Origin of the sequence: Pseudoalteromonas sp. Cn5-37 (genome assembly GCF_021532495.1) — a bacterium.
Taxonomy (GTDB): Bacteria; Pseudomonadota; Gammaproteobacteria; order Enterobacterales; family Alteromonadaceae; genus Pseudoalteromonas; species Pseudoalteromonas simplex.
Genome location: NZ_JAKGBA010000011.1, coordinates 37,988 through 63,730 on the forward strand (window position 1 = coordinate 37,988; position 25,743 = coordinate 63,730).

Genomic DNA, 25,743 nt, shown 5'->3' on the forward strand with positions numbered 1-25,743 from the left:
TTGGTTAATAAATAAGGATAAATATATGAAAAAGGTATTAACAGCATTAGGTTTATTGCTTTCAGGCGCATTCTCTGTTCATGCAAGTGCGGATTCAATGGAGTGTTATGTCGATACGCAAGCGTATGACAAATATACACCAAACCGTTGTTTTGCATTGGTTTATGGGCAAACAAATGCAACAGCTGTATTTCGTGTAGTTGGCGATGGTTCAGCAATTGATAGTGTTATTTGGTCTAATGCGGCATCATCATGTGGTACATCAGGAACATCATGCTCATTCCAAATTCGAGCATTTAGATCTTATAAAGCTGAAGCGACTATTTTATATACGGATGGTCGCTGGAGTAAGGTCGCTGCAACTGCTTCATTCGAAGATGGTCGATAGCTTTTAATATTCGGCAATATCAATCCCGCAATAATAATTAATCATTTCGATAGGTTTAAGTAGTCGCTATCTGCGTTAAAAATGTGTTATTTACAACTGCATGGATGCAGAGTAATTGCCTAGAAATAGATCACTTAATTAAGCGAATTGATATAAAAAGGTTGGTTATTGGCCAACCTTTTCGTTTTTACAGTCTGCATAACATTTATTGAGTTGCCATTTTAGCTTCTTTTTGCGATATTATTTATATTATAATATTAACAGGAAGCTAATAAGATGACTCTGCCTAGTTCTCAATCTGCAAATGCTATTCGCATACTTGCTGTCGATGCCGTTCAACAAGCTAACTCTGGCCACCCAGGTGCGCCTATGGGTATGGCTGATATTGCAGCTGTATTGTGGCAAAACTTTCACCGTCATAACCCATTAAACCCAGACTGGTCTAACCGTGACCGCTTTGTGTTATCAAATGGCCATGGTTCAATGCTTCAATATGCATTGTTACACCTTAGCGGTTACGACGTAAGTATTGAAGATATTAAGCAATTCCGTCAGCTTCACTCTAAAACACCGGGTCACCCAGAATATGGTTATACGCCGGGTGTTGAAACAACGACAGGCCCATTAGGTTCTGGTATTGCTAACGCAGTTGGTATGGCAATCGCTGAAAAAACCTTAGCAGCGCAATTCAATAAGCCAAAGTTTGATATTGTTGATCACTTCACTTACTGCTTCATGGGTGACGGCTGTTTAATGGAAGGTATCTCGCACGAAGCATGTTCGCTGGCAGGTACGTTAGGTCTAGGCAAGCTAATCGCATTTTGGGATGACAATGGCATCTCAATCGATGGTGAAGTAGAAGGTTGGTTCACCGACGATACGCCTGCACGTTTTGAATCTTACGGCTGGCAAGTTATCCGTGATGTTGATGGTCACGATATGAATGCAATTGCGGGTGCAATCGAAGCGGCACAAAGCAACACTGCGCAACCAACACTAATCTGTTGTAAAACAGTGATTGGTTTTGGCTCGCCAAACAAATCAGGCAGCCACGACTGTCACGGTGCACCACTGGGTCACGACGAAATCGCTGCAGTACGTGAGCAGCTAAACTGGCCGCACCCTGCATTTGAAGTTCCTCAAGAGGTTTATAACGAGTGGAATACCCAAGCAAAAGGCCAAGAGCTTGAAGGTGCATGGCAGCAAAAGTTTGCAGCTTATAGCAAAGCACATCCTGAACTTGCAAAAGAATATACACGTCGTGTTCTTGAAAAAGCATTACCAGCTAACTTCGCTGAATTAGCTGATGAGTACATTGCTAAATGCCAAGCCGACATGCAAAACATTGCGACACGTAAAGCATCACAAAATGCAATCACCTTCTTTGCTAACCAGCTTCCTGAACTAATGGGTGGCTCTGCCGACCTTGCTGGTTCTAACTTAACCTTATGGCCAGAAGCAAAAGGTTTACAAGATGCTGCTGATGGTAACTACGTGTTCTATGGCGTACGTGAGTTTGGTATGAGCGCAATCATGAATGGTATTGCATTACATGGTGGTTTCATTCCATTTGGCGCAACCTTCTTAATGTTTATGGAATACGCACGTAATGCTGTACGTATGGCAGCATTAATGAAAGCACAGAGCATTTTTGTGTATACCCATGATTCAATCGGTCAAGGTGAAGATGGCCCAACTCACCAACCAATCGAGCAAATCGCTAACCTTCGCATGACACCAAATATGACTGCATGGCGTCCATGTGATGAAACTGAAACAGCGGTAGCTTGGCGCCAAGCGTTATTAAAAGAAACAGGCCCAAGTTCACTGATCTTCAGCCGTCAGGGTACCAGAGCAATGGCACGTGATGCACAGCAAGTTGCTGACATTGCAAAAGGGGGCTATGTACTTGTTGATAGCGAACAAGCTGCAGAGCTTATTCTTATTGCAACGGGTTCTGAGGTAGAGTTAGCTGTGAATGCTGCTGCTGAGCTAAAAGCACAAGGCAAACAAGTTCGCGTGGTATCTATGCCATCAACGAATCAGTTTGATAGCCAAGATAAAGCATACCGTCAAAGCGTGTTACCAGCGGGTACACCTAAGATTGCTGTTGAAGCTGCACACCGTGACTTCTGGTTCAAGTATGTTGGCCAAGATGGTGATGTACTAGGCATGGACACATTTGGTGAGTCAGCGCCTGGCGCAGTATTGCTTGAGCACTTTGGTTTCACAGTGGCAAATCTAGTTGCAAAAGCAAACGCATTACTTGCTGAATAAAATGACTGGTAAAAAATTATCGTAATCGCAACACGATAAGCCTGCTTTTACTAAAAGGCAGACAATAAAAAAGCCCGCAAACTTTGGTTTGCGGGCTTTTTGCTGCTTAAACAATCGGTTTAAACTAACTCGCTTAAGATTGACTCTAGTTTCTCTTGGTCAATTGCGAACTGACGAATACCTTGGCTTAGCTTTTCAGTTGCCATAGCATCTTCATTCATTTCCCAGCGGAAAGCTTGCTCAGTCATGGCTGCTGGCGCTTCAGCTTTTTCTGTTGCTGGTAATAGCTTTTGAGTTAACGGTGTCTCAGTTGCAGCTAGTTCAGCAAGTAACTTAGGGCTGATAGTTAAGCGGTCACAACCTGCTAATTCTTGGATTTCACCGATGTTACGGAAGCTTGCGCCCATTACAATCGTTTCGTAGCCGTGCTTTTTGAAGTAGTTGTAGATATGCGTTACTGACTTAACGCCCGGATCGTTAGCACCGTCGAAATCAGCGCTTGAATCTTGTGCTTTGTACCAGTCAAGAATACGACCAACGAATGGTGAAATTAGGTAAGCACCCACTTCGGCACAAGCACGTGCTTGAGCAAATGCAAATACCAGCGTTAGGTTACAACGGATACCTTGCGCTTCAAGTACTTTAGCCGCTTGAATACCTTCCCATGTTGAAGCAATTTTGATTAACACGCGCGATGTGTCGATACCTTGCTCTTTATATAGAGCAACAAGCTCAAGTGCTTTATCAACAGTTGCTTGAGTATCAAATGATAAACGCGCATCCACTTCTGTTGAAATTAAACCCGGCACTTGCTCCATTAATTTAGAGCCAATTAATACCGCTAGCTTATCAGCTGCTTTTGTTACAACTTCAGCTGCGTCACTGCTTTGTGCTTTTGCCCATGATACGACTTCGGTAGCAAGTGGGCGATATTTCTCAATTTGAATCGCGTTTAAGATTAGTGATGGGTTTGTTGTTGCATCTTGCGGTTTATATTCGTTGATTGCTTCAAAATCACCCGTGTCAGCAACAACGGTTGTCACTGCTTTAAGTTGTTCTAATTGACTAGACATAGTTATCCCATTCTTATCATACAAAAGTTAATGTAGTGGCTTTAACCTATTATTTGTGCTGAAAAAACAATCTAATCTTCCAGAGAAACTGCGCAATAAATCGCCCGCCAGCAGCAAATAATCCTGTTAATAATATTTTTATAATACCTTTACAATCTGGTATTGTTGATATTATCATACAAATAAAGATAATGACTAACAATGTTAGTAAGCAATTAGTGAAAGGTAATTATGTCTCGTTATACGTTGGGATTAGACTACGGGTCAGACTCGGTAAGAGCATTACTCGTTGATGTTGCGACTGGTGAAGAACTTGCCAGCCATTTAGTAAACTACCCGCGCTGGGCACAAGGCTTATATTGTGACCCAAGTAAGGATCAGTTTCGTCAGCATCCACAAGACTATATTGATAGCCTTGTAGAAGTAGTTAATGGTCTATGGTCACAAGTTCCAGCGGGTACTGCAGACAAAGTAGTGGGTATGAGCTTTGATACAACTGGCTCAACGCCTGTGGCAATTAATAGCCAAGGTACACCACTGGCATTAACGGAAGAATTTGCAGAAAACCCAAATGCAATGTTCATTTTGTGGAAAGACCACACGTCTATTAAAGAAGCAAATGAAATCACTGCAGCTGCCACTAACAACGATGTGAACTACCTTTCACATATGGGTGGTATTTACTCTTCTGAGTGGTACTGGGCCAAAGCATTACATATTTTCCGCGTTGATAGCAGTGTAAAAGCAGCCACTTATTCATGGGTTGAACACTGCGATTGGATGACCGCGCTAATGTGTGGCACAACTCACCCTGAAGTATTAAAGCTAGGGCGTTGTGCAACGGGCCACAAACAAATGTGGAACGAGCAGTGGGGCGGTTTCCCACCAAACAGTTTCTTCAGCAATATCGATCCACTATTAGATGGTGTTGTTGATACGTTAAATGCAACGACAGAGCCAAGCGACCAAGTTGCTGGCAACTTAACTGCTGAGTGGGCCGAGAAGCTAGGTTTACCACAAGGTATGGTAATTGGTTACGGTGCATTTGACTGTCACATGGGCGCAGTAGCAGCCAATGTTCGTCCTGGCGTTCTAACTAAAGTAATGGGTACCTCAACCTGTGACATCACAGTAACGTCTATAGAGCAACTAGGTGATACTTGCGTTAAAGGTATTTGTGGTCAAGTTGATGGCTCAGTGATCCCTGGAATGGTTGGCTTAGAAGCCGGTCAATCTGCGTTTGGTGATTTATACGCATGGTTCAAAAACCTAGTACTTTGGCCAACTCGCCAACTTACAAATCTATCTGACGCTGAACAAGCGTTAGTTAACAAGCTAGAAGATTCAATCTTAGTTGATCTATCAAAAGCGGCGGCAGCACTGCCTGTAACAAGCAACGATGTAACTGCGCTTGATTGGGTAAATGGTCGTCGTACGCCAGATGCTGACCAAAGCGTTGCCATGGCATTAACAGGCTTAAAAATGGGCACTGATGCACCTAAGTTCTTCAAAGCGCTTGTTGAAGCAACAGCCTTTGGCGCACGTGCTATCACTGAGCGTTTCCGTAGCGAAGGCGTGCCAATCGAGTCTGTGGTTGTTATCGGCGGTATTTCTAAAAAATCAGACTACGTAATGCAAACCTGTGCTGATGTTTGGAACTGTCCAATCGACGTTTTAGAAAGTGAGCAAAGCTGTGCATTGGGTGCGGCAATTATGGCTGCGGTTGCTGCAGGTGAGCACGCAACAGTGGCAGATGCTCAAAAAGTAATGGCGTCGTCAGTATGTCATCAGTACTTACCAAACCCTGAGCGCGTTGCTGTGTATGACGAGCTTTATGCTAACTACCAAGCACTTGCAAGCTATGTAAACGGAGACAAAGCATGAGTTTTACTGAACTAAAACGTGAAGTCTATGAAGCGAACATGGAGCTGCAACGTCGTGGCTTAGTGATTTATACCTTTGGTAACGTATCGCAAATCGACCGCGACAAAGGCGTAATTGCGATTAAACCAAGTGGTGTATCGTACGACCAAATGAAAGCCGACGACATGGTGATCGTCGACCTTGAAAACAACATTGTTGAAGGGTCTATGCGTCCGTCTTCTGACACTAAAACGCATGTTCATTTATATCGCCACTTCGATGCAATTGGCGGTGTAACACACACGCATTCGACCTATGCAACTGCATGGGCGCAAGCAAAACAAAGCATTCCTTGCCTTGGCACAACTCACGCTGACTATGTACACGGTGACATCACCTGCACTCGTGAGCTAACCGATGAGCAAGTGAATGGCGATTATGAATTAGAAACCGGTATTCAAATTACTGATGCGTATCAAGACCGCGATCCGAAAGCTGCACCTATGGTGATTGTTGCGGGTCATGCGCCTTTCACGTGGGGTAAAGATGCCGCTCAGTCTGTATACCATGCCGCGCTACTCGAAGAGATTGCACGCATGGCGTATTTAACACGCACTTTAGATCCACACGCAGCTGAACTTAAAAAAGCTGTGATGGATAAACATTATCTACGTAAGCACGGTAAAAACGCGTATTACGGTCAGAGCAAATAGCAAGAATTTAGAGGATTATTGACATGACGACGATGACGAAAGAAGTCTGGTTTGTTACCGGCTCACAACATCTTTATGGTCCTAAGGTGTTAGAAACGGTTGCCAAAGACAGCGAAGCAATTGTAGCGGGCTTAAACAGCGAAGCTAATCTACCAGTAAACTTGGTATGTAAGCCTACCGTTAAGTCACCTGAAGAAATTCACGCTGTTTGCCAAGCGGCAAATACGGATCCTAACTGTGTTGGCTTAGTATTATGGATGCACACTTTCTCACCTGCGAAAATGTGGATTGCTGGCCTAAGCGAATTACGTAAGCCTTGGTTACACCTTCATACTCAGTTCAATGCAGCCCTTCCTTGGTCTGAAATCAACATGAACTACATGAATACGCACCAAAGTGCACACGGTGACCGTGAGTTCGGTTTCATCGGTACTGTAATGCGTAAAGAGCGTAAAGTTGTTGCAGGTCACTGGCAACGTGCTGACGTACAACAGCAGTTAGATGACTGGTGTCGTGCGGCAAAAGGTTGGGCAGAAAGCCAAACACTTAAAGTTGCGCGTTTTGGCGACAACATGCGTCAAGTTGCAGTGACTGAAGGTAACAAAGTTTCAGCGCAAATTACGTTTGGTTATGAAGTACATGCGTTTGGTGTCGCTGAGCTTGTAAAAGTGGTTGATACTATCACAGAAGACGAAATCGATGCACAATTAGAGCTTTATAAGCAAGACTACGTGATCGCTGACGAAACTCTACAAGACGATTACGCAGTGAAAATGCTACGCAACGAAGCTCGCTTAGAGCTTGGTATGGAGCGTTTCTTAGAGAAAGGCGGCTTTAAAGCATTCACAAACTGTTTTGAAGACTTATCAGGTCTTTCTGGTCTTCCGGGTCTTGCTACACAGCGCCTAATGTCGAAAGGCTATGGTTACGGTGGTGAGGGTGACTGGAAAACAGCTGCTATGGTTCGCATCATGAAAGTAATGGGTGAAGGCCGTGAAGGTGGTTGTTCATTCATGGAAGACTACACTTACAACATGGGTGAGACTGACCAAGTACTTGGCGCACACATGTTAGAAGTGTGTCCTTCAATTGCAGCGCAAAAACCACGTCTTGAAGTTCACCAGCACACTATTGGTGTGAAATGTGATGTAGGTCGTTTATTGTTTACTGCAAAACCAGGTGCTGCAATCAACGTATCACCAATTGATATGGGTAACCGTTTCCGTATTCTAATTAACGAAGTAGACACAGTGGCTCCGCCAGCTGATTTACCTCACTTACCTGTTGCTTCAGCGCTTTGGGAACCAAAACCAAATCTATCTGTAGCATCAGCTGCATGGATCCACGCCGGTGGTGCACACCACACTGCATACAGCCAAGCAGTAACAACCGATATGATTATCGATTTTGCTGAAATGGCTGGCGTTGAAACGATGATCATCGATAACGATACGACGATCCGTGGTTTCAAAACAGAGCTTCGTCATAACGCAGCTTACTACATGCTAAAACGTGGCCTGTAAGAATTAGTACTTTATGTACTAGAACGTGCTGTGTGTGAGCACGTTCACCCCAAATTTTGTTGTCGATTAAGCCAGTGATGAGCCACGCTCTTCGCTGGCTTATGCTATTGTGAAGCGAAACTTTTTAGGAGTAGATATGATCGATTTAAGCGCCTACCAAGGCATTATTTTTGATATGGATGGCACCTTAATTGACTCAATGGGCAGTCACTTACAGGCATGGCAGAAAGCTTGCGAAGCCTATGGGTATCCATTCGATTACGACTACATGTATAGCTTAGGCGGCATTCCGACCGTTAAAACAATTGAAATGCTTAACGAAAAATTTGGTTTAGATCATGACCCTATGGTTGTGGCAAAAGATAAACACCAGTTTTGGGTTGATTTACAGCACCAACCGCTGGTGATTGACGAAACCGTCGCAGTACTTGAAAAGTACCATGGTGTATTGCCAATGGGCGTGGGTACGGGGGCTGATCGCAAACATGCAATTGATCATCTAACGGATACGAATTTAATTAATAAAATTGGTGCCTTAGTGACTGCCAGTGATGTTAGTAAAGGCAAGCCGAACCCAGAAACATTCTTAAAAGTGGCAGCGCTTTTAGGTGTTGAACCAAGTCAATGTGTGGTGTTTGAAGACACGCAAATTGGCTACCAAGCCGCCAAAAGTGCGGGGATGGATTGCATCATGGTGAAAGACGGCAAAATCCAACTTTAGCGATTAAATTTGCAATGACACCTGTATTTGTATTATAAAACTATAAATACAATTACAAAAAGGTTATTCATATGTCATTGCAATGTGTTTTCCAAGGTTTAAAAACAACTCATCAAACAGCCAGTTCGAACACGAAAAAGTCGCGCGGGCTTTATGCATTGTTGGTGACATGTGGGATTGCCCTTACACCAGCGTGTGCTCATCAAGGAGACAATATGACGACTTCCCCTTCAGCATCAATGACGGCCTATGGCGTACTTGCTGATCAGACCCCAGTTAATCAAGTAACGTTGACTAACAGCAATGGTATTAGCGTTGATGTGATTAACTACGGCGGCATTATCACGCGTATTGAAACGCCAGATGCAAAAGGCGAAATGGGTAATATTGTACTGGGTTTAGATAACCTAGAAGCGTACACAAAAGCGACAACTTACTACGGTGCAATCATCGGTCGTTTTGGTAACCGTATCGCAAACGGTAAATTCACCTTAAATGGCACTGAATACCAATTAGCGACTAACGATGGTGACAACCATTTACATGGTGGTGTGCAAGGCTTTGATAAGAAAGTATGGAACATGACACCGTTCACGACGCAAAACAGCGCAGGTGTTACCTTAAGTTTAGTGAGCCCTGATGGTGACCAAGGTTACCCGGGTGAAGTGACGACAGAAGTGACTTACACGCTAACGAACAACAACACGCTAGATATGCAGTTTATTGCTACAACAAGCAAGCCGACCATCATCAATATGACGCAGCACAGCTACTTTAACCTAGCGGGTAAAGGCGACATTCTTGATCACCAAATGCAAATTAACGCAAAAGCAATTACGCCTGTGGATGGCGGCTTGATCCCAACTGGTGAGTTGATGGATGTGGCTGGCACACCGTTTGACTTCCGTACTGCTAAAGCAATTGGTCAAGATATCAAAGCAAGCAACGAACAACTGAAACTTGGTAAAGGTTATGACCATAACTTTGTGCTTAAAGACACGCCAAGCAATGAACTTGTAGAAGCTGCTACGGTTTACGAAGCAAACTCTGGCCGTACGTTAACAGTTTACACAGAAGAGCCTGCAGTACAGTTTTATTCAGGTAACTTCTTAGACGGTAGTACTCAGCAAGCGTCTGGCTTAGTGCATAATTTTAGAAGTGGTTTTTGTTTAGAGCCACAGCATTTCCCTGATGCACCTAATCAGCCAACGTTCCCAAGCACAACATTACTGCCAGGTGACGTGTATTCAACACGCATCGTGTACGAATTTGGTACAAAATAAAGGAACACAAACGTGAAAACAACAAAGCTTAAAAACGCAATGCAAAAGGCTGGTTTAGCTAGCCTATTTGCCTTGTCGTTTGGCGCTCTGACGGGCTGTCAGACTACGGCTGAAGACAACACAGCCAAAGCAGATGTCGCAGCCACAACAAAAGCGCCAATCCAAGATAATGGTATTTTTACTAATCCTCTTTTCCCAAATGGCGCCGATCCATGGCTTGAGTATTGGGATGGTAACTATTACCTAACTACAACAACGTGGACTTCTGAGTTAGTGATGCGTAAATCACCAACATTAGCGGGCCTTGCTGATGCAACACCTATCAATGTTTGGTCTGATTCGAACCCTGAGCGTTGCTGTAACTTCTGGGCGTTTGAATTCCATCGTCTAAAAGGGCCAAACGGCTACCGTTGGTACATGATGTACACAGCTGGTACTGATGGCACTTTAGATAACCAACACTTAAACGTATTAGAAAGTGCCGGTGACGATCCTATGGGTCCATATGAATACAAGGGCGCATTAATGCCTAACGTATGGAACATCGACGGTAACTACCTAACGTACAAAGACAAGCTATATGTGATCTACTCACAATGGCAGGGTGATCAGCAATTAAACATTATTGCTGAAATGGAAGATCCGTGGACACTGAAAGAGAACTCACCGCATACGGTGATTACCCGCCCTGAGCTAGATTGGGAAATCAGTGGTCGTAAAGTAACTGAAGGTGCTGAAATTTTACAGCACAATGGTCGTACGTTTATGACGTACTCAGCAAGCTTCTGTAATACCCCAGATTACAAACTAGGTATGCTTGAGCTTGTTGGTGACGATCCGCTTAAAGCGAGCAGCTGGAAAAAATACGACAAGCCAGTATTTGAGCGTACAGAAGAAGTGTTTGGCCCAGGTCACAACGGCTTTTTCACATCGCCAGACGGTACAGAAGACTGGTTAGTTTATCACGGTAATGATTCGGTAGAGCACGGTTGTAGTGCGACTCGTTCATTACGTGCGCAAAAATTTACTTGGAACGACGATGGCACGCCAAGCTTTGGTAAACCATTAACACCAGGCGTTGAAGTAGCTCCGCCATCAGGTGAATACGGTCCACTGGTAACGCGAGTACAAGGTCAGCGCTATCAATTAGTGAATGCAACAAGTGGCTTATGTTTAGACATCGCAGCTGATCCACAAGATGCACGTGCTGTGCAACGTCAGTGTGCAAGCACCAATGGTCAATGGGTTATTGATGCAACAACAGATGGTTTTGTTCGTTTAGCTAACCGTGAAGACAGCAAGTTCTTAGAGCTTGAAAGCTGTAATGACGCAGATAACGCTAAAGTACAATCTGCAGCATGGCGTAATAACTTCTGCCAGCAATGGAAAGTAGCACCAAGTACAGATGGTAATGTCTCTATTACCAACCGTTACACAGGCAAGCCATTAGCGGTTGCTGGTTGTTCTGCTGCACAAAACCAAGCGGTTTTACAGCAAAGCGACGCTACAGCGTGTGGCGACTGGCAATTACGCCCTATGGGCAGTGTTGTAGTATTAAGCCAACAAAGTGGTAAAGCACTTAGCGTGGCTGGTACGGTTAAAGCGGGTACCAATGTTGAGCAACAAGCTTACACGCATAAAGATGCACAGCAATGGTTCTTCACACCAACAGATACAGGCTATGTAAGCCTTAAACAAAGCGCTGACAGCGATTTCTGTGCTGTGGTGGCTGATAACGCCTTAGTACCAGGTGCCAACGTAGAGATGGCTTCTTGTGCGGCGAAAACAGCACAGTGGCGCATTGCTCCAGTAGAAGGTGGTGGTGTGATGCTTATCAACCGCTACACAAAACAAGCGCTTGGCTTAAGTAACTGTGGTTTAGCTGAAAACACTAACTTCGCACAACAACCTGATTTAGGTAATAAGTGCCAAGTGTTCCATTTGCGTGAACCAAATTAAGTTATAAGTAAAAAATCGACTCAACCAAAGCCACTTCATTTATGAGTGGCTTTTTTGTGGCTGTCAGCCTTCAGCTGTCAGTTTTTAGCTGAGCGGTGGGGTATGTTGGCGATATGTCTGTCTGCTCGTAGAGTGTTGATTTCATGACGTGCCAAGCAAGCGTGACGCCTACCATATTACTTGCCCTACTCATTCTTCGGGTAGGTTGGTTTGAGCGAAGCGAAACCCAACATAATCCATCTCAACCTTTACAAACTCCTAATTAATAAAATAACCTAAAGGTTGCCACTGGCCATTATTTTTACTCAAACTGATTGTTTCCATGGCACTGTCTTGATTAATGAATTCGGTTTTAAATTTAATAACTAAATACTCGCCATCAGGTAATCCCGAAAGTGATGAATACTCTGAAGTGGAAAAGTAAGTTCTAGACATCACTCTACCAAGAGGAACTCGCGCGTAATCTAATGCTTTAAGCCATTTTGTTTGTGGAGTCTTTGCTTTAAATTGTGGATCAGTTTGTTCCCAGCTTTTTATATATTCAGCATTGTCCACTAAAGTTAACCATGATCTTGCGGTAAGAATTGGGTTTGTTTCATCGGCTGTGGCAAAAAAGCACACCCAAAGACATGTCATTAATAAAAACCTTTGTAGCGTAAATCCATTTACAGAAAGTAATAAAATTTGACGCATAACACGCCCTCACTTCGTTGATAGGGGGAGTCCATAGTACGATTGAGTTGGCTAATTTCTATACTAATAAAGTATTGCTCAGCGGGGTTTTGATAAGGTTAAGCTTTGATTTAATTCTAGGAGAGCTTTAATTTCGAACTTATTAGAAGGTTAAATCTTTTGTTTTCTTAATGTTATGGCTTTGATTTTAAAGTTAAATGTTTAACTTTTCTCTATTGTGGTAGTGTGCCTGGATGACAGATGAGATAACTGATTTTAGCCGCAAAGGAAGTTTCGTATTTCCGCACTCGATATTTCAGAGCCCGCATATTCACTGGGTTTTGACTCACTTTTGGGTGTTATATGAGGAGTGAGCTAGGGGAAAGTTGCAAGAGCAAATCTTGAGACTTAAAGCTCAAAGCCTTCATCAAACTAACACACTCATTAGCACTCCGGGATCGCTAATACCAGCTTCTTTTAGCGCATCGCTAATTGATTGGCTAAGAGACATTATTTGCGTTTGGATTTCCATAACCATCTTGGTCTGTGTTTCAACTTGCACTTTTACAGTTTCATCTTCTTGGTTTTTGAGTGCTTGCAGTTTGGCTAATTGCTCTTTGGCAAGTTCGAGTTGTTCTTTGAGCTTTTCAAGTTGTTCAACCATTTTGCGAATATGTGCGGGGAGTTCGCTAGATACTTCTTCTTTTTGAGCGGGCTCTACTTCACGACCAGAGAGCTTATTCATTTCTTGGTTGCTGAGTTTGTAGCCTACTTTTGAGTTGGTATTACTGCTTGCTGTATCTGCGTTTGAGTTAGTTAACGCACTTGCTAATGAGTTAATAGCCATAATGAGAGCGATGAAAGTGAATGATATGTATGTATCGGCAAAAGGTACTAAAGCTTTAGAAAAAAGCCGGGTTTTCACCCGGCCTTTCCAGACAACAAATAGTTGAGGTGAGGCAGCTCACCTCACTTTGTTACTCTTGTGCAGCAGCTGCATCAAAGAGTGCTTTTATTTCTTCAGCGCTAATCGCACCGTTGAAAATTTTCAGTTCATCGATAGCACCGTGGTATGGCGTATCCCAGTAGTTAACACCTAGAGCAAACTCATTTGTTTCACCAGGAACCGTGAATACACGTGGGAAGCCATCGGTTTCTAGCTGTAGTTCACCATTAACATACATCTTCAGTACATCACCGTTCGTACCATCAACAGTGAATGCAACATGTGTCCATTCTTTTGCTGGAATACGGCTATCTAGTTCTGCATTATCGAAGAAGGCACCGTTATTTGCCCATAAACGCGTTAGCGCTGAGCCTGCCATCGATGGTACATAACTTAACCATGCGTTTGCACTTGCGCCGGCAAAGAACGCTGTTGTGTAATCTGTGAAGCTTTCTGGTTTAAGCCACATAGATACAGAGTAGTCATTAGTCGTGATTAGGTTATCCGGTAAACGAACACCTGAACCTTCTAGGAATACTGCTTGACCAATTACACCGTCAACATAGCTTACGCTACCGCCTGTATTATTGATGAAACCACCCGTTGATTTACCCGCTGCATACGCACCGTTTAATGCACTTAGGTCACCTTCGAAGCTGTATTCAGCAGGTGCAAGTGATTTTAAGGTTACATCGAATGACTTAGTATCCGTAAAGTCTTTGTACTTAATGGTTGCAGTTAATGTTACAACTTGGTCGCCAGCAGATGCGCTAGGTTGTGTAACAACAGCTGTGCCATTAACCGGTTTTAAGTACTCTTCGTTGTTTGACGTCCAGCTAATACCAGATACAAATGGACCTACTCGTGGTAATTCAAAGCTATCACGTACTGCAGAAACATCACCTAAATCAAGCGCATCAGTAATGAAGCTCTCGAATTTAGTTGGATCTGTCAGGTTATTGATAGCCGCACCATTAATATCTAGGCCGTTTAGCGCGTAGTCATAGACGATAAACTCATCAATTTGACCTTGGAAAGGTAAGTCCCAACCGTAGTTCACACCCAGCGCAAAGTTACCTGTTTGTGTGCTAAAAAAATCAGGGCGAGGCATAGTACCAGAAAGGACACCATCACGATAAAGTGTTGCTGTGCCATTAGCATAAGTGATGGCAATATGATTCCAATCCATTACCGCTGGTGAGTCAGAGATGATTTGGTTCCACATATCTGTGCCATCATCAGCTAAATAGCGGCTCCAAAGCATTGGTGTTGTTGTAAAGTGTGTACTACCTGGGATCAAGCTCATCCAACGTGCATCAGACGTTGATGCGAAGAATGTAGGCGTGAAGTTAGTCAGTACTGTTGGCTTAAACCAGTACGAAATAGTGTACTCATCACCTGTTACTAACTCATCAGGTAAACGTACGCCCGTTGCACCGTCAAAGTTAAATGCTTTACCTGTTTTACCTTCTGCGTATGCAGCTGTACCAGCACCCACATTTAATAGGTTGTTATCTGTTACACCCGCATCATCCAGGTTACCTAAACCATCACTGAGTGAATCTTCAAATGCATAGTGTGCAATCGCATTTTTAAATTCTGGGCGCGCTTCTAGGTTTACATTAAATGTTTTGGTTGTGCTCTCGCCGTTTAAAGAGATATTAGCCGTTAAAGTAACCGCTTTATCACCGCGATCTGGGGTTGGAATGAATACTGAGCCTTCACTGGTGATGTAGTATTCATCACTACTTTCCCAGTTAATTGCAGCACCGTCTTTACCTTTGGTTGGTAATGAGTAGCCTTCGTCAGCGATTGATAATTCAGTTTTGATATCAAGTGCTTCTTGAACAGTGCCCAGAACGTTTGCTGTATCTGTGATTTCATCTCGTTTACTTGCCCAAATGGTAGCGCCTTCGCTTGATGTAGCTGATACAGTAACAGCTATTGCTTTAGTTGCATCATCCCATTGCCATTTAGCCACGCCAAAGTAAGTACCTGAATCTAACTCAAGTTTAATATTTGAGTCATCAATCATGTACCAGATGCCTGGATCATCACCGGTTACTGAGTGATCTTCGTTTAAAGCAATATGCATTGAACGAATAGCATCTGTATTTACATCGTTACCATGGTTGATAAATTTGTAATAACCATAAAGTTCATCCGCCACAACCATGTTGTCGCCTTCAAGCGGCACATAGCGCTGCGGTGAAGCCATAGGCCAACCTAATGAGTTTATAAACATTTCATGTACGCGAACTTGGTGCGCTTCTGAAATGGTTGGGAACTCAGTCGATGTTTGCGGGAAGCGCGTATGCGTAACTAAGATATGACGACCTGTCGCTTCATCGTAGTAAGCTGAGTTATGACCTGGTGATTGGTAGCCCCATGCTGGTGCTGTTTCGCCAAGTTCTTGCGTGTACTCAAAGCCGCCCATTAGTTTTTCACCAACTTCTAAGCCGCCCAATGTTGAAATATCGTTGCTTGCGTTATCTAGGTAAGGACCATCTGGTGTTTTAGAACGAGCAACACGAATGTTGTAACCATCATTTAGCGCAAAACCAGCTACTGAGTAGAATAAGTAGTAGTATTCACTTTCTGGGCTGTACATAACAAATGCACCTTCCATTGCACGGAAGTCGCCGCCTACTAGCTTTTTACCATAGCCTTGACCAGCTTCTGGCATACCCGTTTCTTCGTCCATTGCTAGCACGAAAATACCGCCAGAGTATGAACCGTAAACCATCCAAAGTTTGCCGTCAGCATCATAGAATGCGGCTGGATCGATTGCGTTAGGATCAACGGCACCATTCCATGTTGTTTGGCCGTTATCAAGTGGGTAAGCTGTAAATTCAGCTTCTGAGCGATAGCCACTGCGTAAGAAAATACCTTTGTTTTTATATGGGCCTTCAATATTGTCAGCTTCAGCTAAACCAAGGTAAGAGCGGTTCCAGCACACTTCATCAACCACATCTGCGGTATCTGGGTTATCTTGTGCGCAGTGGTTATAGTAGAACCAAAATTTACCATTTGGCGCTTTGATTACATCGGCAGCCCAGTTTCCTGTAAAACCGTCTGTCCATTCAATACCTTCGGCAATTTCACCTGTGTAGTTGTAATCGAATAATGGGCTTTCATTAACGGCTGCGTTAGCTGAAAGGCTCGAAATCATTTCCCAGTTCAAGAGATCAGTTGATTTAGCGGCAGCAAGGTGTGAACCAAAAATATAATATGTGTCGTCAACTTTAACGACAGAAGGATCGTGCACGCTTACATTGGTAACCATTACGCTACCAGATTCAGTGTATTCAACACTGCTGCTTACTGTCGGTTTCGCACTTTGCGGGTCGGCAACCGCTGGTGCTGTGTCAAGCTTAGTACCATCTTCTTTGCCACAACCTGTAACAGCCAAAGAGCAGGCTATGACCATGGCTAATTTATTTAATTTCATTTTATGTGTCCTCTTGAAACTGGGATTCATTTTTTTATTCGATTGTTGTCAATAAAATTGCCGCGTGCCTATATCAAACTAATAAGAACGTAGTATTGTAATTTTATAGTATGATTTAAAATGTGCAAATACTTTTGCAAAGGTAATTGGTATGTAAACATGAAGTATCAGTGTTTACAATATGTACAGTGTGATTTTAATTTTCTCAAGTTGTCATTTTTGGCGTTTTTTTCGGTATTTTTGCGCTATTAGGGAAGTTTTTTACTTATCTGAAAGAGAGGATTTTCCGTTAAATTTGTTTATTTGTATTACATTTGAACATTAAAAAGGGCTCTTAAAGAGCCCTTTTTGATATTACTTGTCTTGTTTACTTAGACCTTCAGTGGTCATGATAATACGTTTAAGTGTGCCATCTTCGTTGTAGTAAAGTGGCTCAATCGCCACTGAGCGACGAAAACGCCCGCCACTTGGTTTGCCATCAATCGGTGGTACAGCACCAGTATGGTAAATAAAGTAGTCTTTACCTTTGTACTCGATGATTGATTGGTGGTTGGTTTCGCTGTTACCTGCGATTTCATTCAAAATACCTTTATATTCCCACGGCCCATGAATGCTTTTACTCATGGCATAACAGATCTTCTCAGGGAACTCACATGCGTACGATACATAGTAGTTGTCGTTTTTCTTATGAACCCATAACGCTTCGGTAAAGTTAGGCAAGTCTAGCGTTTTAATTTCACCATCAAGAGACAGTAAGTTGTCGCTTAGCTTTACGTATTTTGGCATTAGGTTACCAAAGAACATGTAAGTATCGCCGTTTTCTTCTGTATAAATAGCAGGGTCGATGTCGTCCCAATCATTTGGCGTATGCTTGGTCATATCATCGGTAACCAATGCATGGCCAATCGCGTCTTTAAATGGACCTGTTGGTGATTTAGACGTCGCAACACCAATTGCAAAACCTGGTTTTGTGTCGTTGTGACGAACGGTTGTAAAGAAATAGAAAGTGCCATCACGCTCAATCATGTGTGAAGCCCATGCTTCGCCCTTAGCCCACTTAAAGTCGGTTGCTTTCATGATTGGGCCGTGTTTTTTCCAGTTCACCATGTCTGTTGATGAAAAGACTAACCAGTCGTGCATTTCAAAAAACACATCATTATTAGGTGCTTCATCATGACCTGTATAAAGGTATACGGTGTCATTGTGAACAAGTGCTGCTGGATCTGCAGTAAATACATCGGTGAATAATGGGTTTTGTGCAACGGCTAAGCTGCTCGAAAAAAGCAATGGCAGCGCTAACGCTTTCAATTTCTTCATGAGTGTCCTCTGTGACTAATAATTGTTGTTCGAACTGCAGCTTTTGTACTTAGAGCTCGCTCTAAATGACCAGATAATACACAGTGTATGCCTGATTATACTGAGTAACTGATTGTTTACATCGAAACAAACCAGTAAAAGTGCAGCAAAAAATAACTCTATATTGTATTATTGTATTTTTATCATAGTAGCATCAAAAAACGCCAGGTAAATAACTTGTTAGCCTTTTTTTGTTGCTCTGGATAAACAAAAGACAAATAAAACAAGCAAACAAATAAATGCTAAGTGACTGATAATAATGGGTCTACATAAATTCCCAAGATAAAAACGCAGCCCTTTTTTAGTTTGTAACGTGTTATAATTACAACGTTTTTTGTAAACACTATGGCACTAATTTTAATTTGGCTTTTTGAGTTGACTGTTAAATAATCATACAATATGATTAAATTTCAGGCAGCAATGTATTAACATAATAAAATGTAGACACACTCGCGCACCGTTTTGACAACACACGATGCACAATGCAGTGGTCACTCTTCGGTAACTGAATGGGGAAAGTTCAGCGGACCGATATAACTATAATTTGGAGAACACCGCTTATGTTTAAAAGAACACACATAGCCAGTGCTGTAGTTATGGCATTTACCTGTCAATTTGCTTTTGCACAGGAGGAAGCACCAAAAACTCCTGAGAATAACGTCGATGAGATGGAAGTTATTCAAGTATCAGGTATTCGCGGCAGTTTAAACAAAGCGCTAGATGAAAAACGTGCAAGCGTTCAAATCGTGGATGCAATTGTTGCTGAAGATATTGGTAAATTCCCTGATAACAACGTAGTTGAAGCACTACAACGTGTGACAGGTGTACAAACAACAGGCCGTGGTGCTGGTGAAGTAAGTGCGGTTTCAATCCGTGGTCTTACTGATGTTAATACCACAGTGAATGGCCGTGCTATCTTTACAGGTGCGGGTCGTGATGTGGCGCTGCAAGACATACCTGCAAGTTTACTTTCAGGCGTAACAGTTTATAAAACTCGTTCGGCGGACCAAATCGAACGCGGCATCGCAGGTGCGATTGATATTAAAACTCACCGCCCTTTCAACTTCGAAGGTGAAAAAGTTGTTTTAGCGGCACGTGCGATTTACTCAGATCAACCAGATGAAGTTGATCCAAATATTAGTGCGTTACTTTCTAACCGTTGGGAAATCGACGGTGCTGGTGAGTTTGGCGCACTTTTCAATATTTCTTATGCTGAAACACATTACCGCGATGACACCATCACTGCAGGTGCTGTATTCCCATTCTTTACTGATAAACCACATTATAACTACTCGCCATACTCTAGAATTCCAAATCGTGACTCGCAAGATAACCTAATCTGGCAAGGTGGTTTAGAAAATGGCTTACCTACGTCGCCAGGCTCTACCCTTGATATTGAAGGAGTTCCAACGGAATATTTATTAGCACGTGATGCAATTTTTGGTACTTCATTTACAGGTCTTCGAAAGCGTCCTGCTGCATCTGTATCTTTACAGTGGGCACCAGATGAAACTCTAGAAATCACAGCTGAAGGCTTCTATACAGGTTACGAAAACGAATCGCAAAATGCGATGTGGTTCTCAAATACGTTTGAAAACGGTAACGGCTTTATTGAAACCCCAACTGTGTTTGATGGCACTAACGTTATTAAAGAAAAGCAAGCGATTGGTGCTGGTGGTTTCCAAAGCGGTGACTTTTCATATGGTAAAACAGATAGCTACTTATATGCGCTAGGTGCCGAGTGGCAAGCAAGCGATTACCTAACTATTAATACTGAAGTTGTTTATCAAGACAGTGAGTATAAAACAGATTTCTTCGCAATGCGTTTTGACCGTGTATCAACAGGACTTGATGTAGATTTCAACGACAAAGACGGCGTACCAGGCATCGCGTTTTGGGATGATCCAAACACTGCGGTAAACGAAGCAGATATGGCCGCTATCGAAAACTGGAATGCAGGTACTATTTATGACAATGGTGGCGGAAACAGCGGCGATTCGATTAGTTTTACAGTAGATAGTGAGTATCTCCTTGGTGGTACTTTCATAGATAAAGTTAAATTCGGTGGCCGTTTCGAAAACCGCTCCGCACAAGAGTTTACTAGAACTGATGATGAAGGTATTGGAAACACTTCAGTTGCTAGCCTTATAGAGCAGTTAGTTGCTGCAGGGGCGTCTGGAGACGGAAGTGGCTTAATTTTTCAAGTAGATGATTACTTTGATGGTCGCGCCGATGTATTTAATAGCTTTATTACAGCTGATGGCAGTTATTTACTGAAAAATGCAGATGTTGTTCGCCAGGTCTATGGTGCTGAAGTCGAGGATTTAGCGACAACTTTTGATATTGACGAAACTTCGTATGCATTTTATGCAACAACTAATTTCTTTATAACAGAGGATATTAGTGGTGAATTCGGTTTACGTTACGTGAACTATGAGCAAGATATGAAGTTTTATGATCCAGAAAAAAATGGTGAACTTACAACAGGCAAGAATAAAACAGATAAGATTTTGCCTAGCTTAGTACTTAACTGGAACATCACGGATGACGTAGTGGGTCGTGTAGCATATACAGAAACACTGCGTATGCCTAACTTTGCTGACCTGAACACGGTTGTAAGATTACAAGACCCATTAACTGACAATCCTTATGGTACAGGAACGGGTGGTAATTCTAATTTACAACCGACAGAGTCAAAGAACTATGATTTATCACTTGAGTGGTACTTCGCAGATACAAGCTCTATTTACGCTGCTTACTTTAAGCGTGAAATCGAAGGTTTAGTGTTACCAGGGCGTAAGACAGAAGTTCTTGAAGGTAATGATGGTCAAACAAGACCGTACGTTATCAGTACATCTGTAAATGCTTCAAGCGGAGAGCTTTCGGGTTTTGAGCTTGGTGCAGTTTATTTTCCTGAAAACTTACCTGAGCTGTTAAATGGTTTTGGTGTACAAGCTAGTTTTACCATGCTTGATTCATCACAAGAAACTCCAGACTTTAACGAAGCAGGAGAAGTAACCGAATATGTTAAATCGCAAATGTCAGGTGTTTCTGATGAATCATACAGCATCGTAGGTATCTACGAGCGTGACTCATTCGACATGCGTTTATCATATGTATGGCGTTCTGAGTTCTACACAGGTAACGAAGCGGCAATCTTTGCTAACCCGATTCAATTCTGGAATCGCCCTGAGCAAAGCTTAGATTTCCAATTTAGCTACAATGTGAATGATGACTTTGTCGTAACCTTTGATGCAACGAACATCCTAGATGACGTATATCAAAGCTACTACGGTGAAGGTAACGACAACCTATTTAACTTTGGTAACGGTATCTACTCACGTACATTCGCACTAGGCGCACGTTACTCTTTCTAAATTTCTTTTATAGACCTAAAAACCCCGGCTTTGCTGGGGTTTTTTATTGGTTTTTATAAACCAAACCATCGGTCGAAAAGAGTTGCGATTTAATAAGTATGATAATACTATTAATTAGATTAGCATTAAATTTACAAAAATAACGAACGCAATGGCCAAGCTGTGTAATATCTAAGGCTGTAAATTTATTTGATACGCAGTGTTGAAAACTTTTTAGCATTGCTTGAAATAGTGAGCGGCGGCTCATTATTGACCAATTAAGGTGTTGTTGTATGGAATCTCAAAAGTTATCCGTTGTAGAAAAGGTCGGCTTTGGTGCCGGCGACATGGCAGTAAATGTCATGGTTGCAGCGTTATTCTATTTTATGTCTTTCTTTTACACCGATATCTACGGGCTTGATCCGGTTGATATGGGTGTGTTGTTCTTAGTGGCGCGTTTTGTTGATGCCTTTACCGACCCTTTAATGGGGGTGATCACCGATAAAGTGAAAACCCGTTGGGGTCAGTTCCGTCACTGGTTCTTATTTTTATCTGTGCCATATGGTTTATCGGTCGTACTGTTATTTACCACGCCTGATTTCGACTACAACATGAAGTTAGCGTGGGCTTATGCCACATACTTGTTTGCGACCTTGATGTTTACCGGTGTTGCTATCCCTTATATCTCTTACATTGGTGTATTAACTGCCGATCCTAAAGAGCGTTTGTCAGCTAATGGCTACCGTATGTTCTTCGCTAAGATTGCCAATGTGGTGATCGTATTTTCAGTACCGCTGCTTGCCTCATATTGGGGAGATGGCAGCTTGTCGTATGGTTATAAACTGGCAATGGCATTAGTATCGGCTTGTGCCGTAGCTCTATTTTTGTTTTGCTTTTTTACTACTCGCGAACGTATTACCCATGAGCCACAAACCGAAGGTGTACTTACACAATTAAAAGTACTTATTAAAAACGACCAATGGTTACTCCTGTGTGCAGCATGTGTGCTTGGTACGCTTGGCTATGCGATTCGTGGCAGTGTTGCTATGTATTACGCAACCTATTACTTAGGTGTACCAGATTTAGCGGGTGCCTTTACCAGTGCGGGTATTGCAGCATCTATTGTCTCTATGGTGGCAAGTACGTGGATCACCCAGCGTTACTGTAAAATGAAGTTATTCCGTCAATCACAAATCGCCGTGCTATTCATCTCATTGCTAATGTATTTTGTGGTGCAACCGGGTGATGTAATGATGGCGTTTGTGCTTTATATCATCTTGTCATTTGTTGTTGATTTACATGCACCAGTGTTCTGGTCTGCCATTGCTGAAGCCGTAGATTACGGTGAAATTAAAGACGGCGTTCGTGCATCGGGCTTATCGTTTGGTGGTATTTCATTCTGCCAAAAAGCAGGGGGTGGCTTAGCTGGCTTAGCAGGTGGTTTATTACTGGCATTCTTTGAGTACAAGCCTAACGTTGAGCAAACTGAATTTACCCTTATGGGCTTAGCACTGATGCTAACTATCATTCCGGGTGTATTCCACGCCTTACTTGGTTTGATTTTGAAAAAATACAAAATTACCGATGAGTACTATACGGATATGGTTATTCATAAACGCCTACCAAAATAACCCCCCTTTAAACGCACACACTAACTAAGTGTGTGCGTTTTGCTCTTTAAAATAACAATTCGCTGGGAGACAACAGTATGAACACATTCAAAGTTAGCTATTTAGCAAGCGTTTGCGCTGCAATTTTAACTGTGACCGGTTGCAGTGAGCTGCCAACAGACAGTAAACAAACTGCTGCTGTGGAGTATGCTGAACATACCAGCGAACAACATTTATTTGCCCTAAACCAAGTAAGTTTAAGCGCCAGCCCGTTTTTACATGCGCAGCAAACGAATGTGCGTTATTTATTAGCACTTCATCCAGATCAGCTGCTTGCTCCTTATCTGCGTGAAGCTGGCCTTGAGCCAAAAGCGCCTAACTATGGCAACTGGGAAAGCACAGGCCTTGATGGGCATATTGGCGGTCATTATCTTTCAGCCTTGAGCCTTGCATGGGCAGCCACAGGTGACGAAGAATTAAAGCAGCGTTTAGATTATATGCTAAGCGAGTTGGATCGCGCCCAGCAAGCTACAGGTGGTTACTTAGGCGGTATCCCAAATGGCGATGAAATGTGGCAGCAGATTGAAAAGGGTGAAATCAAAGCCGACTTATTCAGTTTAAACGACCGCTGGGTACCGCTTTATAACATAGATAAAATTTTCCATGGCTTGCGTGATGCATACGACGTAGCCGGCAGTGATAAAGCCAAACAAATGCTATTTAAGCTAGGCGAATGGTTTTTAGCGACCACTGCTAAGCTAACTGATGAACAAGTTCAACAAATGCTGTATTCAGAGCATGGTGGCTTAAATGATGTGTTTGCTGATATGTACTTTATTAGTGATGATGAGCGCTACTTAAAACTAGCCCGTCAGTTCTCTCATAACATCATTATTGAACCCTTATTACACAAAGAAGATAAGTTAACGGGCCTGCATGCCAATACGCAAATTCCAAAAATTATTGGTATGTTGAAGGTCGCAAATGCCAGCGATGACAAAGCATGGCAGCAAGGTGCTGACTTTTTCTGGAAAACAGTCAGCCAAGAGCGCTCAGTATCAATTGGCGGTAACTCGGTACGTGAGCATTTTCATGATAAAAGTGACTTCACGCCAATGGTTGAAGATGTTGAAGGCCCAGAAACCTGCAACACTTACAACATGATGAAACTGAGTAAGTTATTATTCTTAAAAACCGGTGATACGCGTTATTTAGACTATTATGAGCGCGCCACATATAACCATATTTTATCGTCACAACACCCAGAGCATGGTGGTCTTGTTTACTTTACCTCAATGCGCCCTGGGCATTACCGCATGTATTCGTCAGTGCAAGATTCAATGTGGTGTTGTGTAGGCTCAGGTATTGAGAATCACAGCAAATATGGTGAGCTGATTTATAGCAATACCGGTAAAGAGCTATGGGTAAACTTGTTTATTCCAAGCACGTTAAATTGGCAACAGCAGGGTTTGCAGATCACGCAAGACAGCCAATTTCCAGATGATAACAAGGTTTCACTGACCGTGAATCGTTTGTCTGAGGGGCAAAGCACTGAGTCGGTAATTCATATTCGTAAACCGTCTTGGCAGCAAGGTGAGCTGAGCTTTACTTTAAATGGACAAGCTGTAAGCGCAACCGAAAAAGACGGTTACTACAGCATCAGCCATGCATGGCAAAGCGGTGATAAGCTTGCCTTTGAGCTTAGTCCTAAGCTTTATACTGAACAGCTACCTGATGGTCAGCATTATTACTCTGTGATGTATGGGCCTGTTGTAATGGCCACTAAAGTACAAGCATTTGCAAATGAAAAGCTTAACTTTGTTGCTGATAATAGCCGCATGGGCCACATCGCCGCAGGGCCGACCTGTCCGCCAGAAGCTCTGCCAATCATGCTGAGTGAGCCAGAAAAATTTATTGCCGATCTCACTCGTAAACCGGGCCAAGAGCTCGCATTTATCGCCGATAAAAATGTGGCAATTGCCAAGCAAGGTATCGATAACACGAAGAGCACAGAGCTAATTCCGTTCTTCCGCTTACACGATAGTCGCTATCAAGTGTATTGGCCGCAGCAAAGCGAAGCTGAGTTCACGCAATTTGTTGCCGATGCAAAAGCGGCTGAGCAAGCGAAAGAGCAGCTTCGTTTATTAACCGTTGATCAAATTACACCGGGTGAGCAACAACCTGAAGTCGAACACGACTTTAAAGGTGAGGGAACCCGCGCAGGTGTTAATAATGGTCATCACTGGCGTGATGCGACAGGTTGGTTTGAGTATCAGCTTAGTAACCCAGAACAAAAAGCGGTTGCTTTGCGTATTCGCTATTTTATTGGCGATGTGAACCGTCATTTCTCAATTAATTTAAATGGTGAGCAATTAGCTGGAGTTAGTTTGCCTGTAGGTAAACCAACGGATGAGTTCTACACCATTGATTACCCATTAACAGAAGCAATGAAAAAGTCGAAAACACTTACTTTACGTTTTGCTGCCGATAAAGACTCTGTTGCCGGTGGTATCTATGGTATTCGTTTAATCAACGCACAATAAAGAGTTGGC

The 25,743-nt window shown here is 42.8% G+C and carries 16 protein-coding genes; 11 read left to right on the forward strand and 5 right to left on the reverse strand.

What is annotated here, in order from left to right; translation table 11 throughout:
• The first annotated feature begins 25 nt into the window (after window positions 1–25).
• Both L1266_RS13725 and tkt read left to right on the forward strand, forming a co-directional pair.
• Window positions 26–388 (forward strand): hypothetical protein, encoded by a 363-nt coding sequence (locus tag L1266_RS13725; protein WP_054552266.1) that lies wholly within the window; start codon window positions 26–28, stop codon window positions 386–388.
• A 276-nt stretch (window positions 389–664) separates the two neighbouring features.
• On the forward strand, window positions 665–2,665 hold the full coding sequence (tkt, locus tag L1266_RS13730; RefSeq protein ID WP_235377721.1) for a transketolase: 2,001 nt from the start codon (window positions 665–667) through the stop codon (window positions 2,663–2,665).
• Window positions 2,666–2,784: 119 nt separating this feature from the next.
• On the opposite strand, the gene tal is transcribed toward tkt, so the two are convergent.
• Complete coding sequence (gene tal / locus L1266_RS13735; protein ID WP_235377722.1) at window positions 2,785–3,738, reverse strand: transaldolase; 954 nt, start codon at window positions 3,736–3,738, stop codon at window positions 2,785–2,787.
• A gap of 231 nt (window positions 3,739–3,969) precedes the next feature.
• Between tal and L1266_RS13740 the strand changes: the two genes are divergently transcribed.
• From L1266_RS13740 to L1266_RS13765, 6 genes are all read left to right on the forward strand, one after another.
• Window positions 3,970–5,622 (forward strand): ribulokinase, encoded by a 1,653-nt coding sequence (locus tag L1266_RS13740; protein ID WP_235377723.1) that lies wholly within the window; start codon window positions 3,970–3,972, stop codon window positions 5,620–5,622.
• The gene (locus L1266_RS13745) at window positions 5,619–6,314 is read left to right on the forward strand and encodes an L-ribulose-5-phosphate 4-epimerase (RefSeq protein WP_054552270.1); all 696 of its coding nucleotides are present in this window, start codon (window positions 5,619–5,621) and stop codon (window positions 6,312–6,314) included. The genes L1266_RS13740 and L1266_RS13745 overlap by 4 nt, the downstream gene beginning before the upstream one ends.
• 23 nt (window positions 6,315–6,337) lie before the next feature.
• Window positions 6,338–7,837, forward strand: coding sequence for an L-arabinose isomerase (gene araA, locus L1266_RS13750; RefSeq protein WP_235377724.1), 1,500 nt, complete (start codon window positions 6,338–6,340; stop codon window positions 7,835–7,837).
• Between the two features lie 136 nt (window positions 7,838–7,973).
• Window positions 7,974–8,558, forward strand: a complete 585-nt coding sequence (locus tag L1266_RS13755) for an HAD family hydrolase (RefSeq protein ID WP_235377725.1) — start codon at window positions 7,974–7,976, stop codon at window positions 8,556–8,558.
• A gap of 71 nt (window positions 8,559–8,629) precedes the next feature.
• Window positions 8,630–9,841 (forward strand): aldose epimerase family protein, encoded by a 1,212-nt coding sequence (locus L1266_RS13760; protein WP_063700834.1) that lies wholly within the window; start codon window positions 8,630–8,632, stop codon window positions 9,839–9,841.
• Window positions 9,842–9,853: 12 nt separating this feature from the next.
• Window positions 9,854–11,800 carry a family 43 glycosylhydrolase gene (locus L1266_RS13765; protein WP_235377726.1) on the forward strand — a complete coding sequence of 649 codons (1,947 nt, stop codon included), beginning with the start codon at window positions 9,854–9,856 and terminating at the stop codon, window positions 11,798–11,800.
• A gap of 258 nt (window positions 11,801–12,058) precedes the next feature.
• Here the strand turns inward: L1266_RS13765 and L1266_RS13770 are convergent, their stop codons facing one another.
• The 4 genes from L1266_RS13770 to L1266_RS13785 form a co-directional block, all read right to left on the reverse strand.
• Window positions 12,059–12,493 (reverse strand): DUF4019 domain-containing protein, encoded by a 435-nt coding sequence (locus L1266_RS13770; RefSeq protein WP_235372521.1) that lies wholly within the window; start codon window positions 12,491–12,493, stop codon window positions 12,059–12,061.
• Window positions 12,494–12,899: 406 nt separating this feature from the next.
• A complete protein-coding gene (locus tag L1266_RS13775; RefSeq protein ID WP_235372522.1) occupies window positions 12,900–13,397 on the reverse strand; it encodes a hypothetical protein in 498 nt (165 codons plus the stop codon).
• A gap of 52 nt (window positions 13,398–13,449) precedes the next feature.
• Window positions 13,450–16,869, reverse strand: coding sequence for a LamG-like jellyroll fold domain-containing protein (locus L1266_RS13780; RefSeq protein ID WP_235377727.1), 3,420 nt, complete (start codon window positions 16,867–16,869; stop codon window positions 13,450–13,452).
• A 354-nt stretch (window positions 16,870–17,223) separates the two neighbouring features.
• The gene (locus L1266_RS13785; RefSeq protein ID WP_235377728.1) at window positions 17,224–18,186 is read right to left on the reverse strand and encodes a glycoside hydrolase family 43 protein; all 963 of its coding nucleotides are present in this window, start codon (window positions 18,184–18,186) and stop codon (window positions 17,224–17,226) included.
• Between the two features lie 599 nt (window positions 18,187–18,785).
• Here L1266_RS13785 and L1266_RS13790 point away from each other — a divergent pair.
• The 3 genes from L1266_RS13790 to L1266_RS13800 all read left to right on the forward strand — a co-directional run bounded on the left by L1266_RS13790 (window position 18,786) and on the right by L1266_RS13800 (window position 25,734).
• Window positions 18,786–21,602, forward strand: coding sequence for a TonB-dependent receptor (locus L1266_RS13790; RefSeq protein ID WP_235377729.1), 2,817 nt, complete (start codon window positions 18,786–18,788; stop codon window positions 21,600–21,602).
• Between the two features lie 272 nt (window positions 21,603–21,874).
• Entirely contained in the window at window positions 21,875–23,212 is a 1,338-nt protein-coding gene (locus L1266_RS13795) for an MFS transporter (protein WP_054552279.1), read from the forward strand.
• A gap of 77 nt (window positions 23,213–23,289) precedes the next feature.
• Window positions 23,290–25,734 (forward strand): glycoside hydrolase family 127 protein, encoded by a 2,445-nt coding sequence (locus L1266_RS13800; RefSeq protein ID WP_235377730.1) that lies wholly within the window; start codon window positions 23,290–23,292, stop codon window positions 25,732–25,734.
• The last annotated feature ends 9 nt before the right edge of the window (window positions 25,735–25,743 follow it).

Coding starts and splice junctions, on each gene's coding strand:
- L1266_RS13725 (WP_054552266.1), top strand. CDS start 26: ATGAAAAAGGTATTAACAGCATTAGGTTTATTGCTTTCAGGCGCATTC.
- tkt (WP_235377721.1), top strand. CDS start 665: ATGACTCTGCCTAGTTCTCAATCTGCAAATGCTATTCGCATACTTGCT.
- tal (WP_235377722.1), bottom strand. CDS start 3,738: ATGTCTAGTCAATTAGAACAACTTAAAGCAGTGACAACCGTTGTTGCT.
- L1266_RS13740 (WP_235377723.1), top strand. CDS start 3,970: ATGTCTCGTTATACGTTGGGATTAGACTACGGGTCAGACTCGGTAAGA.
- L1266_RS13745 (WP_054552270.1), top strand. CDS start 5,619: ATGAGTTTTACTGAACTAAAACGTGAAGTCTATGAAGCGAACATGGAG.
- araA (WP_235377724.1), top strand. CDS start 6,338: ATGACGACGATGACGAAAGAAGTCTGGTTTGTTACCGGCTCACAACAT.
- L1266_RS13755 (WP_235377725.1), top strand. CDS start 7,974: ATGATCGATTTAAGCGCCTACCAAGGCATTATTTTTGATATGGATGGC.
- L1266_RS13760 (WP_063700834.1), top strand. CDS start 8,630: ATGTCATTGCAATGTGTTTTCCAAGGTTTAAAAACAACTCATCAAACA.
- L1266_RS13770 (WP_235372521.1), bottom strand. CDS start 12,493: ATGCGTCAAATTTTATTACTTTCTGTAAATGGATTTACGCTACAAAGG.
- L1266_RS13780 (WP_235377727.1), bottom strand. CDS start 16,869: ATGAAATTAAATAAATTAGCCATGGTCATAGCCTGCTCTTTGGCTGTT.
- L1266_RS13785 (WP_235377728.1), bottom strand. CDS start 18,186: ATGAAGAAATTGAAAGCGTTAGCGCTGCCATTGCTTTTTTCGAGCAGC.
- L1266_RS13790 (WP_235377729.1), top strand. CDS start 18,786: ATGTTTAAAAGAACACACATAGCCAGTGCTGTAGTTATGGCATTTACC.
- L1266_RS13795 (WP_054552279.1), top strand. CDS start 21,875: ATGGAATCTCAAAAGTTATCCGTTGTAGAAAAGGTCGGCTTTGGTGCC.
- L1266_RS13800 (WP_235377730.1), top strand. CDS start 23,290: ATGAACACATTCAAAGTTAGCTATTTAGCAAGCGTTTGCGCTGCAATT.